This is a genomic window from Sneathiella sp. (assembly GCF_029233945.1).
Lineage (GTDB): Bacteria > Pseudomonadota > Alphaproteobacteria > Sneathiellales > Sneathiellaceae > Sneathiella.
Map to the genome: position 1 here is coordinate 1 of NZ_JARGOQ010000072.1, position 13380 is coordinate 13380.

14 protein-coding genes and 1 tRNA gene are annotated in these 13380 nt (G+C 54.8%); 4 read left to right on the forward strand and 11 right to left on the reverse strand.

The window, feature by feature from the left end; genetic code table 11:
* Window positions 1-159 precede the first annotated feature (159 nt).
* From P1U71_RS16415 to tsaD, 6 genes are all read right to left on the reverse strand, one after another.
* Window positions 160-573: an EVE domain-containing protein gene (locus P1U71_RS16415; protein WP_301106729.1), complete on the reverse strand. Its 414-nt coding sequence runs from the start codon at window positions 571-573 to the stop codon at window positions 160-162.
* A 21-nt stretch (window positions 574-594) separates the two neighbouring features.
* A complete protein-coding gene (locus P1U71_RS16420; protein ID WP_301106730.1) occupies window positions 595-1755 on the reverse strand; it encodes an acyl-CoA dehydrogenase family protein in 1161 nt (386 codons plus the stop codon).
* 82 nt (window positions 1756-1837) lie between these two features.
* Window positions 1838-2125: a YciI family protein gene (locus P1U71_RS16425; protein ID WP_301106731.1), complete on the reverse strand. Its 288-nt coding sequence runs from the start codon at window positions 2123-2125 to the stop codon at window positions 1838-1840.
* A 22-nt stretch (window positions 2126-2147) separates the two neighbouring features.
* Entirely contained in the window at window positions 2148-3149 is a 1002-nt protein-coding gene (locus tag P1U71_RS16430) for an NAD(P)H-dependent glycerol-3-phosphate dehydrogenase (RefSeq protein WP_301106732.1), read from the reverse strand.
* Window positions 3150-3266: 117 nt separating this feature from the next.
* Window positions 3267-3953 carry a ribose-5-phosphate isomerase RpiA gene (gene rpiA, locus P1U71_RS16435; RefSeq protein ID WP_301106733.1) on the reverse strand — a complete coding sequence of 229 codons (687 nt, stop codon included), beginning with the start codon at window positions 3951-3953 and terminating at the stop codon, window positions 3267-3269.
* Window positions 3954-3973: 20 nt separating this feature from the next.
* Window positions 3974-5044, reverse strand: a complete 1071-nt coding sequence (tsaD, locus tag P1U71_RS16440) for a tRNA (adenosine(37)-N6)-threonylcarbamoyltransferase complex transferase subunit TsaD (RefSeq protein WP_301106734.1) — start codon at window positions 5042-5044, stop codon at window positions 3974-3976.
* Window positions 5045-5111: 67 nt separating this feature from the next.
* On the opposite strand from tsaD, the gene hemC reads away from it, so the two are divergent.
* The 4 genes from hemC (at window position 5112) to P1U71_RS16460 (ending at window position 9642) form a co-directional block, all read left to right on the forward strand.
* Window positions 5112-6053, forward strand: coding sequence for a hydroxymethylbilane synthase (gene hemC, locus P1U71_RS16445; protein WP_301106735.1), 942 nt, complete (start codon window positions 5112-5114; stop codon window positions 6051-6053).
* A gap of 11 nt (window positions 6054-6064) precedes the next feature.
* The gene (locus P1U71_RS16450; protein WP_301106736.1) at window positions 6065-8122 is read left to right on the forward strand and encodes a uroporphyrinogen-III synthase; all 2058 of its coding nucleotides are present in this window, start codon (window positions 6065-6067) and stop codon (window positions 8120-8122) included.
* Between the two features lie 9 nt (window positions 8123-8131).
* A complete protein-coding gene (locus P1U71_RS16455) occupies window positions 8132-9484 on the forward strand; it encodes a heme biosynthesis HemY N-terminal domain-containing protein (protein WP_301106737.1) in 1353 nt (450 codons plus the stop codon).
* A gap of 82 nt (window positions 9485-9566) precedes the next feature.
* A tRNA-Thr gene (locus tag P1U71_RS16460) sits at window positions 9567-9642 on the forward strand.
* Here P1U71_RS16460 and P1U71_RS16465 read toward each other — a convergent pair.
* The 5 genes from P1U71_RS16465 to P1U71_RS16485 all read right to left on the reverse strand — a co-directional run.
* Entirely contained in the window at window positions 9626-11179 is a 1554-nt protein-coding gene (locus P1U71_RS16465) for a recombinase family protein (protein ID WP_301106738.1), read from the reverse strand. The two genes, P1U71_RS16460 and P1U71_RS16465, sit on opposite strands and share 17 nt — an antisense overlap.
* Window positions 11176-11571 (reverse strand): hypothetical protein, encoded by a 396-nt coding sequence (locus tag P1U71_RS16470; RefSeq protein WP_301106740.1) that lies wholly within the window; start codon window positions 11569-11571, stop codon window positions 11176-11178. The genes P1U71_RS16465 and P1U71_RS16470 overlap by 4 nt, the downstream gene beginning before the upstream one ends.
* A gap of 478 nt (window positions 11572-12049) precedes the next feature.
* Window positions 12050-12334 carry a hypothetical protein gene (locus tag P1U71_RS16475; protein WP_301106741.1) on the reverse strand — a complete coding sequence of 95 codons (285 nt, stop codon included), beginning with the start codon at window positions 12332-12334 and terminating at the stop codon, window positions 12050-12052.
* A gap of 5 nt (window positions 12335-12339) precedes the next feature.
* Window positions 12340-12600 carry a hypothetical protein gene (locus P1U71_RS16480; protein WP_301106743.1) on the reverse strand — a complete coding sequence of 87 codons (261 nt, stop codon included), beginning with the start codon at window positions 12598-12600 and terminating at the stop codon, window positions 12340-12342.
* A 91-nt stretch (window positions 12601-12691) separates the two neighbouring features.
* The coding region (locus P1U71_RS16485; RefSeq protein WP_301106745.1) for a TraM recognition domain-containing protein at window positions 12692-13380 on the reverse strand (689 nt) is incomplete at its 5' end.

Genomic DNA, 13380 nt, shown 5'->3' on the forward strand with positions numbered 1-13380 from the left:
AAGGCGGCCGTAAGCCATCCTGCGGTTCCGCCGCCAACAATCGTTACTTCGTCGATCTGGTTGTTCATCCCAGCTCCCCCGCGAACTTTGCATGAAAATACTATGGATTGCCCATAGCTCCGTCAAGCGCACCGCGGGAAAAGCGGAGGGAAGGGGCGGCTAGAGGCCTCCCATCTTGCAAATCAGGCTCCAGGAAGGTTCGTCCACCGGCACAACGGACAGGCGGCTCTGGCGAACCAGCGCGAGGTTCTCAAGACGCGGCTCAGCCTTGATGTCCGCAAGTGTTACCGGCGTTGGCACAGATTTGACAGCCTTCACATCAACCATGCCAAAGCGGCCCTTTTTATCGGTATGATCGGGGTAATACTCCTTGATCACCTCGACAATTCCGACAATCTGCTTTTCCTTGACGGAATGATAAAAGAAACAAAAGTCGCCAATCTTCATTTCCTTCATATTGTTCGAGGCCTGATAATTCCGCACCCCATCCCAGAAGGTGCCATTCTCTCCTGCGTCGAGTTGATCCTGCCAGGACCATGTTCCCGGTTCCGATTTCACAAGCCAGTATTTCATTCAAATTCCTTTGGGCGGCGGTTAGTTTCGCTTTCCCGGATAGATCCCCATCTGCTTGGCGATGATTTCGAGCATAATCTCGTTGGCGCCACCGCCGATGCCAGTCAGACGAAGGTCCCGATAGGCACGGGAAATCCAGTTCTCCGACATAAAGCCCTGTCCGCCCCAATATTGCAAGCAGGCGCTCGGGATTTTATTGGCGAGATTGCCCATCATGAACTTGGTCATGGAGGCAAGCTTGGTGACGTCTTCACCGTCAACATATTGCTCGGTCGTCCGATACAGTAGCGCTCGCGCTGCTTCAAGCTCGCTCTGCATCTCCGCCATCTTGTGATAGACGACCTGATTGTCGAGAATGGTTCCGCCAAAGACCTTGCGCTGGCCCGTATATTCGATGGTGTCCTCGATCGCCATCTCCATGCCGCGCAGCGCCCGGGCGGCGACGAACAACCGTTCCTCCTGAAATTGCCGCATCTGGTAGGTAAAGCCCATGTTCTCTTCTCCAACCAAATTACGGGCCGGAACGCGGACATCGTCAAAGAAAAGTTGCGCGGTATCAGAACAGCGAAGTCCGAGCTTATCGAGCTTGCGGGTAACGGAAACACCCTTGGTTTTGAGCGGGACAATAATCAGGGACTTGTTGCGATGCGGGCCGCCCTCATCCGACGTGTTGGCGAGCAGGCAAATCCAGTCGCCCTGCACCCCGTTGGTAATCCACATTTTCGAGCCGTTGATGACATAGTCATCGCCATCGCGCTTGGCGTGGGTGCGGGTGCCCGCAACGTCTGAACCCGCGGTTTCCTCACTCACCCCGATGCAGCCAACCATATCACCGGCGATTGTGGGCACCAGGAATTCCTGCTTGAGGTCCTCACTGCCATATTTGGTGAGCGCCGGGGTGCACATGGTGGTTTGCACACCAATGGAAGTGGAAACACCGTTTGCGCGAATGCTGCCAAGCGTCTCCGCGAAGACCATTTCATAGGAAAAATCGAGATCCAGTCCGCCATATTCCACGGGCTTGCCAATGCCGAGAAGGCCGGCATCCGCCATCCGTTTCATGACCTCATGGGCGGGAAAGATACCTTCTTCCTCCCATGCGTCGACATTCGGGTTAATATGCTCGTCAATGATCCGGGTAACGGTATCTTTGAGCGCGATATGCTCTTGTGAAAATTTCATGTGACACCTTTTTTAGGGTTTTCTTATTATTAAGGCGGCCACTACATCACAATATTGCGTCGAACGCAATCATCGGCGGGGGTTACAGCCCGCCGCCGATGACATGTTTCCAGGGCTGCACGATGACACTTTCAAAAAGGCCGGCGGCGGTGTAAGGGTCCTTCGCGGCCCAGGCTTTCGCCGTCTCCAGATTTGCGTCTTCGAATATCAACAGGCTGCCGTTCGGCGTTTCCCCATCAACCCCAAGCGTGGGCCCGCCAACTTTGAGGGCATCGCCCTTGGCTTTGAGGAATTCCAGATGATCCGGCCGGGTATCCAGGCGCACCTGCAAATGATCGGCCTTATCCGTGCAATGGGCAATAAACAGCATTCTTATTCTCCTTTTGTAACCCTTAAAAGCCCGCGAGCCGTTCATCCCTAAACGGCCGGGCCAGTAATTCCTCCACCGCGCTGGAGACGGCAACGCCGCCGTTCAGGATTTCATCGACAGCGCAGCATATTGGCATGTCGATATTGAATTTCTCGGCGAGCCTACAGATGGCCGAGGCGGTATACACCCCTTCGGTCACCGCGCTGCGTTGCTGCAATATCTCCCCGAGAATGTCTCCTTGTCCAAGCGCGGCGCCGAGTGAAAAATTCCGCGACGCGGGGGAACTGCAGGTTAGTACCAGATCGCCGAGCCCTGACAGCCCCATCAAGGTTTCGGCGCGCGCACCAAGCTTCTCGCCGAGGCGTAAAATCTCCGCCATGCCGCGCGTGATCAGGGCGGCGCGGGCATTCTCACCCAACTTACCGCCTGAAACGACACCGCAAGCGATGGCCAGCACATTTTTCACGGCGCCGCCAATCTGCGCGCCAATGATATCGTCCGTGAGATAGGGGCGAAAAGTTGGAAGACCGATGGCCCTGACGAGATTTTCGCCGATCTCTCTATCCTTGATCGCAAGGGTCGCCGCCGCGGGCAATCCGGCCGCTATCTCCTTCGCGAAGTTGGGTCCGGACAGAATGGCGAGCGGGTTGTCGGGCGCAACATCACCAATTACCTCGCTCATCAGGCGCCCGGAATCCTGTTCGATCCCTTTCGCGCACATTACAAGGACAGTTTCCGTAGAGAGGGAGGGTTTGAGGCGGGTCAGGATGTTGCGGGACTTCTGGGCCGGGACGACAAGAAGAAGAATATCTGCGTTGCCTGCCTCGGTTAGTTCGCTTGTCGCGTCTATGCCGGGAGCGAGCGGCACATTGGGAAGATATTTCCGGTTGGTCTTTTCTCTGTTAAGCGCGTCCGCATGGTCCGCATGCCGCGTCCACAGCAGTACGTCATTGCCGCCCTTTTTTGCGACAATCGCCAGCGCAGTCCCCCAGGCGCCTGCACCGATTACACTTACCTTAGTCATCCACCCAGCCTGCTCTCTTCTATCAGCCGTTAAGATAGGGATTGATTAACATGATCCGCCCTCAACAAGAAGGGGAGAATAATGCGACCGGCCCGGATTATGCTTTTGTTGCCGGGGTTACTTTGTCACGATCTCAATCACCTCTACGCCCGCATCCGTTCCGATCAGCACAAGATCGGCAAATCCGATAAAGAGGCCATGTTCAACAACGCCCGGCATTGTACTGAGTGTCAGGGCCAGCTCTTCGGGTGCGTCAATTCTTCCAAAATCGCAATCATAGATATAGTTGCCTTCATCGGTGGTGAAGGGATTTCCATCCTTCGCGAGCCGGAGCGTTGGTATGGAGCCAAGCGCTTCAAGCCGGGATTTCAACGCGGGTGCGGCAAATTGAACAACCTCGACCGGCAGCTTGAAGGCGCCAAGCTGGGCGACCTTCTTTTTCGCCTCGGCGATTACGATCATCCTGTCAGAGAGGGAGGCAACTATTTTCTCACGCAGATGCGCGCCACCGCCGCCCTTGATCAGGCGCCCTTCCGGGTCAACCTCGTCGGTACCGTCAATGGTGAGATCGATGACATTGACTTCATCGAGGCCGACAATGGGAATGCCGAGGTTGAGCGCCTGCTGCGCCGTTGCTTCCGATGTCGGAACGCCGGTAACATAGAGCCCATGGGCGACCTTTTTTCCCAGCAGGTCAACCATCTTCGCTGCACAGGATCCCGTTCCAAGGCCAACGACCATGCCGTCTTCGATATACTCGACAGCCTTTTTCGCGGCGGCCTGTTTCTGTTCGTCTTCCGTCATCTTCAGCTCCAGTTCTGAATTCAAGCTTTATACCCGGCAAAAGGGGCCGGTTCGGCATGGGGATCAAGTGGCCAGCGCGCCCGTGCTGCGAGGTCCAGCCCGTCCGTATATCCGCACCCAAGGCGTTCAATCCCCGCCCAGGCGATCATTGCGCCATTATCGGTGCAGAGTTTCGGCGGAGGCACTTTAAGTGCAACGCTCTTTTCTTCCGCGAGTGTCTCCAGCGCGCCTTTCAAATACTGATTGGCCGCGACGCCCCCGGCAACGACCAGCGTGCCGCCCTTGCCATACTCCGCGATAAAGAGATCAAGCGCCTTTGCTACCCGGTCCATCAGGCTCTCCACGGCCGCTTTCTGAAAGCTGGCGGCGAGATCGGCAATATCCGTTTCGCTGACTTCCTCGCCCAGCTTCTCGCGCGCCTGTCGCACGGCGGTCTTGAGACCGGAGAATGAGAAATTGCATCCTTCCCGTCCCTTCATTGGGCGGGGAAAGTCGAATCGATCCGCATCACCCTTCGCCGCCGCTTTTTCAACGGCCGGCCCGCCTGGAAAGCCGAGTTTCAGCATCTTCGCGGTTTTATCAAAAGCCTCTCCCACGGCATCGTCAATTGTGGTCCCGAGACGCCGGTATTGCCCCACACCTTCGACCACCAATACTTGCGAATGTCCGCCGGAGACCAGCAACAGAAGATAGGGAAATGCCACATCGTCCGTCAGCCGCGCGGTCAGTGCGTGGCCTTCCAGATGATTGACACCGATCAGCGGCACGCCCGCGACTGAGGCAATCGCTTTCGCCGTCATCAGCCCGACAAGAACGCCGCCAATAAGCCCCGGCCCCGCCGTTGCTGCGACAGCTGACAGATCGGAATAGTCAATACCGGCCTCTGTCATCGCCTGATCAACCAGCCGGTCCATCTCGGTCACATGGGCGCGGGCGGCAATTTCCGGCACCACCCCGCCAAAAGGCGCATGGGCGTCATTCTGCGACAGGACGACATTCGAGAGGATTTCCTTCTCCGCCGTCACGACCGCAGCCGCTGTTTCATCGCAGCTGCTTTCGAGCCCGAGGACGATGACTTGTTTGTTTGGCATTTGTTATCTATTACAAAGCGGTGCAAAATTGCATTTGGCTCTAACATCTGACGGAATATCCCGCAACATGACCTTTGTCAAAAAATACAGGATCGGCACCCGGGGAAGCCCGCTTGCGCTCGCGCAAGCCGAGGAGGCCCGAACCCGGCTTCTGGAGGCGCATAAAGACGCCCTTGATCCGGAGCAGCTGGAGATTGTGGTGATCAAGACGACAGGGGATCAGATCCAGGACCGTGCGCTCAGCGAGGCGGGCGGCAAGGGGCTATTTGTCAAAGAGATTGAGGAAGCATTGCTGGCGGACAGGATAGATTTTGCCGTACATTCCATGAAGGATATGGAAACGACCCTGCCGCCGCGCCTGATAATTGATTGTATCCTGCCGCGCGAAGATGCGCGGGATGCCTTTATTTCCGCAAGCGGGAAGGGCCTTGCTGATCTACCAGAGGGCGCCCTCGTCGGCACGGCCAGCCTTCGCCGTCAGGCGCAGGTCCTTAACCGGCGGCCCGATCTTCGCGTTGGCATTTTCCGTGGCAGTGTGCAAACACGCCTGCGCAAGCTCGCGGAAGGGCAGGCGGATGCGACCCTGCTCGCGCTCGCCGGGCTCAAGCGCCTCGGCAACGAAGGCGTAATTACCGAACTCCTGAATGTGGATGATATGCTACCGGCTGTGGCGCAAGGGGCAATCGGGATTGAACGGCGGGAGGCGGATGAGGAGGTCGCGGTCCTGCTCGCGCCGATCAATGATTCGGTCAGCCACACTCGCATTTCCTGCGAGCGCGCGATGCTTGCTGTGCTCGACGGCTCTTGCCGGACGCCGATCGCGGGCTATGCGGAACTTGTTGATGGGAACAACCTTTATTTTCGGGCGTGCCTGCTGGCGGAAGATGGCTCCATCCGCCTTGATGCGAGCGGGCGCAGCGGCATAGCCGAGGCAGTCAAGCTTGGCGAGACTATAGGCGAAAATCTAAAAGCACAGGCAAGGGGTGCCAATTTGTCCTTTGGCCTGTAAACTAAGACACAATGAAGATACTGATTACCAGACCTGAACCGGACGGCAGCCGCCTTGCCCGCATCCTGAAGAAAATGGGGCATGAAACGCGGCTTGCGCCCATGATGCATATTGAGAACTTTCCGGCGCGGCGGGTGGATATCACTGGTGCGCAGGCATTGCTTATCACGAGCGCGAATGGCGCGCGGGCGCTCGGCCCGGCGCTAAAGGATCAAAATATAAAGGTTTTTGCCGTTGGCGACGCAACAGCGGAAGCGGTCCGGCAGGAAGGCTTTACCGAGGTTTCTGCCGCAGATGGGGATGTCAATTCGCTTGCCGCGAAGGTCGCCGCCGACTGCAAGCCGGAAGATGGTCGGCTAATTCATGTCGCCGGGACGGAAGTGGCCGGTGATCTGTCCGGAATGCTCACCGACAAGGGCTTTCAATGCGAGCGCGTCGTCCTTTATGAGGCGCTGCCGGTAACCTCACTCGATGCGAAAATCGTAAAAGAGATTAAAAACGGTGATATAGCGGCTGCGCTGTTCTATTCGCCGCGCACGGCCGCTATATTTGTCGGGCTGGTGACGGCGGCCGGCCTGGCAACACATATGGAAAAGATCACCGTCTATTGTTTAAGCGAGGCCGTGGCCGCGAAGCTGGAACCGCTGTCATTTGCGGGCGTTCATGTTGCGACGGTGCCCGATCAGGAAAACCTGCTTGCCTTGCTGACGGCAGTCAGCCAAGCTAGGAAACAGGAAGATAACTCCGATATGCCAAGGGAGCAAAACATGTCCGACAAGAATTCTGGCAAGACCGAGGAGACAGGCAAGACGGCTGTCCCCCCTGCTGGTACGGATAGGGGCACAGCCAAGGAAACGAAACCCGATAGCAAGGACACGGCCAGCGCGGAGGCGCCGAAATCCCGTGCCGGGCTGGTCCTGATGCTGCTGATTGCTGTATTTTGTCTTGGGCTGGCCGCCTGGCCGCTTCTCTATCCGAAGGTCGAGCCTTATCTGCCAGCGGAAACCGCCGCGATTATCTCCGGCCAGTTTGGAAAGGCCTCTGGTTCGGACATGTCGGATGCCACTGCCGCGATTGAAGCCGTCAGGGAAAATCTGAAATCAGACTATGCCGCGCTCTCGGATCGGATCACCAAGCTGGAGACGGAGGTTCCCGCCGCAAGCACAACGACTGGCGCAGAGGAGGGTCAGCTTTCGGAACTGTCAGGGTCGCTAAAACAGGAGCTCAACGGACTTTCCGGTGAACTTGCGGAGCAGCAAAAGAAACTTTCTGCCGCGCTGGAGGAATTGACCCTGCAAAAGGAAAGCCTCGGCAAGCTTGAAAATGCCGATCCGGCCATTGCCGATCCAAGCCCGGAAATCCAGAATCAGATCGTCGATCTGAAAACGGCTCTATTGGATATCAAGACGCAGATAACCAATCTTAAATCCTCAATGGAAAGTGATCGCGGAACGGTAAAATCCCAGGCGCAGCAGCTTTCCTCCCTTGAAGATGCACTCAAGGCAGAGATTGCCAGTAAGTCGGAAGAGGATGCTGAAAATCAGCGAACCCTGATGCTTCTCGCTCTTGGTCAGCTTCAGCGTGAAACCCGGGGAAGTGAACCCTTTGAAAATGGCTTGAAGCAGGTCTCGGCGGTTGCCAATGACAAGTTCAAGGGAATGATCGAAAAACTGCAACCAATCGCCCCGGTTGGTGCGCCGACCCTCGCCAGCCTGCAAAAGGACTTCACCGCCATTGCCTCGGATATCAGTCAGTCGGCCCGGCTTCCCTCGGAAGAGACCTGGTATGGCGAGGCGCTGCACCGGATCGCCTCGGCCGTTAAGTTCCGCCGCGTGGATGATGTGGAGGGAAGCGATGTGGACGCCGTGGTTGCCCGGGCTGAACAGGATCTGGCTGACAATGATCTCGATCAGGCGGTTGCCGAAGTTGAAAAGCTTTCTGGCGCAGCGGCGGAAGTGGCGGCGCCATGGCTCGAAAAGGCAAGGTCGCGTCTGGCTGTGGAACAATCCATTGCCGGACTGCTGCAGGAGGCAACCGCAACGGCCATTTCCCAGCCAGCGTCCAACTAGGGGGCAGACATGATACGCACAATTCTTGTCTTCGCCCTGATCGTTGTGATTGCTGTGGCGGCTGTCTGGCTCTCCGATTATCCGGGAGATGTCCGGCTGACATGGGGCGGCTATGTGGTTGAGACCTCGGTCGTTGTCGTGGGGGCGCTCGCGCTCATTTTCGCGGTGCTGGTGGCGCTTATTTACCGCTTCTGGATATGGGTCAAGCATGGCCCCGGACGGATTGGTGAAATTTTCTCGGCGCGCCGGCGCGATAAGGGGCTGGAGGCGATCTCCAGCGGTATGGTCGCCATCGCCGCCGGGGATGCGGATGAAGCCCGCCGCCAGGCGATCGCTGCGGAAAAGCATCTGTCCGGTGAGCCCATGACCCTCTTGCTGGCCGCGCAGGCGGCGGAGCTTAACGAGGATAACCGGGCGGCCAGCATCTATTACGATCGTATGATGTCGCGGCAGGATACGGAATTCCTCGGATTACGCGGCCTGATCAACCGGGCAATCAAGGAAGGGGACCTTGAAAAGGCGCGCGACCTTGCGAAAAGGGCGGATGAGCTGCGCCCCGGCACGGCGTGGGTGCTGAAGGAACTGTATGAGCTTGCCCTGAAACTCCGGGACTGGGAGGGAGCGGAGAGTGCTCTCACGCGCCTTGCCCGCGGAAAAAGCGCGAAGGGGGATATGGTTCGCCGCGCCAAGGCCGTAATCACTTATGAGCAGGCCCTTATCGCCATAAAAGAGAAGCGCGAAGCGGACGCCCTCTCTCTTGCGCAGCAAGCCCATGAGCTTGACTCATCTTTCGTGCCCGCTGCCGTGCTTGATGTGAAGCTGACAGCGGAACAGGGATCGAGCCGCAAGCTGCATAAACTGATTGGGGAGGCGTGGAAACATGCACCGCATCGCGATCTGGCGGAGGCGATCCGTAATACGGTCTCCGGAGAGCAACCTTCCGATTGGTTCCGCCGGGCGAAGGAGACGGTGGCCCCGCATAATCCGGATCATGTGGAGACGCATCTGATGCTGGCCAAGGCAGCGCTTGCCTCGCGCGACTGGGGCCCGGCGCGGGAGCACCTGATGAAGGCAGGTGGGGAAACCCCCTCGGCCGGTATCTTGCGAATGCTCGCAGAACTGGAGGAAAAAGCCAATGCCGACGCCTTTGCCGCCCGCGAATGGATCGTCAAAAGCTCGGTTGCGCCGCAGGATCCGCTGTGGATTTGCGATTCCTGCGGTCGGCAGGAAGAGAAATGGCAGGCGCATTGCCCGGCCTGTGACAGCTTCGACAGCTTCACCTGGCGGACGGCGGACCGCGGACCCCATAATCCCGACGTGATCGAAGCCGAGATCGTCCAGGAGATCAGCGCGGGCAGCTAACGACGGGACAACCCGCAATAGCCGCATGAAACGCTTGCTCTTCTTTTCGGGACAGACTATATGTTGCCGAAATTCACGATGTGCCGCTGTAGCTCAGTTGGTAGAGCACCGCATTCGTAATGCGTAGGTCGGGTGTTCGAGTCACCCCAGCGGCACCATTTCACAATCTGACATGCTAAGACCACCTAACATACTGAAAGGTAAGGTGGTTTTTGGTGTTCTAAGTCCTTCGCTTCGGGAATAGGAAAGCCGTTCGGGAAAGACCAGTTTCAGCACAATCCGCTTCATCTCAAACTGCCCGGAAACCCATATTTTGTGCGGGTTTGAGAGGAATGCCATGGAGTGTTCAAACATTTCTCCAAAGGTCCGGATTGGCTCACCTGATTTTGATGCTTTTTCCAGTGCCAGCAGCTTCTGATTTTCTAATTCATCAATGCGATTTTCAATAGCCTGGATAACACGTGGGTTGGTCGTCTCCATGATCCGTTCAATCGACTTCTTAATCTCGGTTTCTGCCTTCAGCGCATCCTGTTTGAAGGACTGTGCAATGAGAGCTAGGTCATTCACCTGTGCGTTCCACGCATCCGTAAACATCGCCTTGACAAGATGAAACAGATTTTCCGAAGGGTGTAGTTTTTTCAGCAGTGCAGCGAACTCACCTTCCAGCTTGTCACGTGGGATGGACTTTCCATGCTCGTCGCAGCCCTGCTTCTGACATACATAGTAGGGATATTTCTTGCATTTCCCGCTACTCCATCCAGCTGTAAGTGGATAGTCGCAGCTTGAACAGCATACACCTCCTCTCAGCGGGAAGTCCTGGCTGATATCTTTGCGGTTTGGGAGCCGTTTTGTTTCCGTGCGGTGCATCTGGATCGCTTCAAATGTTTCCAGTGAGATAATACCTTCATGCTTCCCTTCGCGGCGTGAGATACCCCATTTGGGAGCCTCCACATATCCGGCATAAACTACCTTGCTGAGCAGCCTGACAACGGTTTGTGGCCGTATTTTTCCTTTGGGAGTGTCTTTGGGATAGCGGGGATCAGTTTCCAGAAACTGTTGTATTTCACTCAATGTGGCAAACTGACCTGTTGCATACCCTTCAAGGGCTGTCTTAACGGTACTGGCAAGCGGCTCGTCCTTTACCAATTCCTTACCGCCATTAGCAGATTTAGCGTAGCGATAGCCTACCGGAGCCCGAAAGGTCCAATAACCCTGCTCTATCCGGGCCTGAGATTTTTGCCGTGTCTGGCGGCCAATCTGCTCGCGCTCCAATGTTCCTGTTGCCGCAAAAATCGTTTCATTGAACTTGCCCTCGGGCGAGTCATCAAAGTTAAAGTTCAGACATTCCCGCCGGGCATTTCGGGCCTTCATTAGGCGACGTAACGTCAAGTGGAACTCGGTATCGCGGGCATAGCGTTTTAGATCGTCAAAGATGACCACATAGTTTTCATCCGGATTGGCATCTAGATAGTCCAGCAAGGCAACCATGCCGGGACGTTTCATAAAGTCACCGCCACCGGAGACTTTATCTGGAAACACCTCTTCCACATAATATTGCTTGGCTTCTGCATATTGACGACAGCGATACTCTTGGCTGTGGAGCCCGCTACCATCTTCCGTTTGTTTCTTGCTGGATACACGGCAATAGATCAGAGCTTTCTGAACCGCATTCGGCATTTGAATTTCAGGGTTCATGCTTTGCCTCCTCCCTCTTGCTCAGATACGACCGACTGAGTTGTTTCTTTGAAGATACTTGTAATACCAGTATCTCTATACTCTAGCATATCCGGCGTTAGAAGTGCTGGTTGCTCAGCGTTATCAGGTATTTTTCCACAGCCATTTTCGATTTGTTGCAAGGGATGAACGCCAATCCCTAATGATACAAGCTCACAAGTAATATTCCAGATGGTTTGCAGATATTCCTGCTTTTGTTCTTCTGTCCAATCGGTGCCTGCAAGGAAATGTGCATAGTGTTCGTAATCTACCGTGATGACGGGTTTATCAGGTTTAATCTTTCTTTTATCCAACGCTCTGTTTCCTTTTTTGTCAGGTTGCTCCCATATGTTTTCCTCTTCAGTAAAGAACATATAGTGAACATAATTTCATGGAATTTAGAATTCAACAAGCCCCGATGGTCGCTTTTTTAAGAAGCGAAGGCGGTTCCTGATCTGCTAAAAATGTAGCAAAGTTAAATTCGGAAGGTGGGAGAAACGGCAGGATATTTGGAGAATTGGTTTATTTTAGTATAGTAACGGATTCTTCTATTTTGTCTGATTGTCGATATAAGAAACAATACTTTTGAAGGCATCGCTAAAGCAATAACCTTTGCTGGACATATTCATGTATGTCAGTTCATAAAGAGTATCGGCTGTGGTGATATAGGCTTCTATTAACAGATCGTGTCTGATCCAGAATAGCTTGTCTGCCGTGACCACCTGGGTGCTACCATCTGGGACTGTTAAACAGCGCGTTTCAGAGGTTAAGAGGTCTTCTATCTGGCGTTCCGTCAAAAAATCTATCATAAAAGCATGATACCTGAAGGGTCAGGCATCATGCAAATTTGGATCATCGACTTCGTGTGAAATCGTTTCTGGCTTTGTCTTTCTGACGATTAAGCCTTTTCTGGATGATGTGTATCCGACGTTCATTTTCGCTTTCCACGGCTTCATTTACCGCCTGTACATCAAACCCATCCGGTGTGAGATTATTTTGTGAGGCTGGGGTGGCTCGTCTTTTTTCCCTCGCTTTCAATTCAAGTTTGCTCACCGGCTTTTCGTGAATACGAGCATCCCGGTCAAAGGCGGCTTTGGTTGCCGCATTCATTCGTGCCCGAAGATCCCTGTCCTTCATGCTCCTTACCTTTCGCGAATTGGATTATTTCTGTCCTGATGTTCGATGCCTTGTTTTTTGGCCTCCAGTCGTTCTTTCGGAGTACGGATGGTAATCCGACCTTTAAAGTCCAGCGGCAGGCTTTGAAGATGAATATCATGGCCGTTGCCGTCTTTATGGGCGAAGGCAGACCCGATCTTATGGAAGTAGGCTTTGTCGTCTTTGCCCTCCTGTACATGGAAAGCCTCATAACTCGGACGGCTTTTGTCCTTGCGATCATCGTTCATATTTGTTCTCCTTATCTTGAAGGGGCTGGCAAAATGCCAGCCCCTTCAGGAATAATGACCGATATGAAATTCCAATGTGGGAGAGTGCCAATTACTTCGGTTTATACCCCTCAACATATTGCCATGAACCGCTGGCATATTGGGGAAGATGTGCCAGCGACGTAGGAACAGGTTCGGTTACGACCTTGCGCCAGCGCATGCCAAACAAGGTTTTGACTTTTACCTTGTTCGCCGGAGGATGGTGAGGGTTGGGCAGGTAATAGCCTGCCATTGCACGTTCGAGGTGGTAGGGGCGCTTAACTAGCTCCATTGGCTTGAGGTTTTTACCGGATATAAAGGCAATCATCTTGTCTTCCGGCATCATCAAAATCTCTTCAGGTGACCTTAGTCTTCGAGTCTGTTTGGCACGATGGGTTTCTGCCTTGGCGTAGTGACTATATTCCGACGCTGCTTCAAAAGGATCATCGCCGTTCATAATCCCGTTCAGGATTTTTCTTTTCTGGCGACGAGCATTGCTTTGTTGAAGCGTGTCATCAAACTCCAGTGTCTCATAGCCCAGCATGTCGGAGACCATGCGGGCGGTTTCAATATCCCGGATACCAAAAAAGAGACGGGTCTGAGCGCTCCCCAAAAACCCCTGAACGCCTTCAGGGCCAAAGTTGCGTTTAATCTGACCAATATCCTGAAAGAGCGCGAAGGCTCTGATACCAGCCCCTCGTCCGTAGGAGTAAGCGCGCAGCAGAAAGTCGGCACGGCCCAGCTGCCCGGCTTCATCCACAA

Coding starts and splice junctions, on each gene's coding strand:
- P1U71_RS16415 (WP_301106729.1), bottom strand. CDS start 573: ATGAAATACTGGCTTGTGAAATCGGAACCGGGAACATGGTCCTGGCAG.
- P1U71_RS16420 (WP_301106730.1), bottom strand. CDS start 1,755: ATGAAATTTTCACAAGAGCATATCGCGCTCAAAGATACCGTTACCCGG.
- P1U71_RS16425 (WP_301106731.1), bottom strand. CDS start 2,125: ATGCTGTTTATTGCCCATTGCACGGATAAGGCCGATCATTTGCAGGTG.
- P1U71_RS16430 (WP_301106732.1), bottom strand. CDS start 3,149: ATGACTAAGGTAAGTGTAATCGGTGCAGGCGCCTGGGGGACTGCGCTG.
- rpiA (WP_301106733.1), bottom strand. CDS start 3,953: ATGACGGAAGACGAACAGAAACAGGCCGCCGCGAAAAAGGCTGTCGAG.
- tsaD (WP_301106734.1), bottom strand. CDS start 5,044: ATGCCAAACAAACAAGTCATCGTCCTCGGGCTCGAAAGCAGCTGCGAT.
- hemC (WP_301106735.1), top strand. CDS start 5,112: ATGACCTTTGTCAAAAAATACAGGATCGGCACCCGGGGAAGCCCGCTT.
- P1U71_RS16450 (WP_301106736.1), top strand. CDS start 6,065: ATGAAGATACTGATTACCAGACCTGAACCGGACGGCAGCCGCCTTGCC.
- P1U71_RS16455 (WP_301106737.1), top strand. CDS start 8,132: ATGATACGCACAATTCTTGTCTTCGCCCTGATCGTTGTGATTGCTGTG.
- P1U71_RS16465 (WP_301106738.1), bottom strand. CDS start 11,179: ATGAACCCTGAAATTCAAATGCCGAATGCGGTTCAGAAAGCTCTGATC.
- P1U71_RS16470 (WP_301106740.1), bottom strand. CDS start 11,571: ATGTTCTTTACTGAAGAGGAAAACATATGGGAGCAACCTGACAAAAAA.
- P1U71_RS16475 (WP_301106741.1), bottom strand. CDS start 12,334: ATGAAGGACAGGGATCTTCGGGCACGAATGAATGCGGCAACCAAAGCC.
- P1U71_RS16480 (WP_301106743.1), bottom strand. CDS start 12,600: ATGAACGATGATCGCAAGGACAAAAGCCGTCCGAGTTATGAGGCTTTC.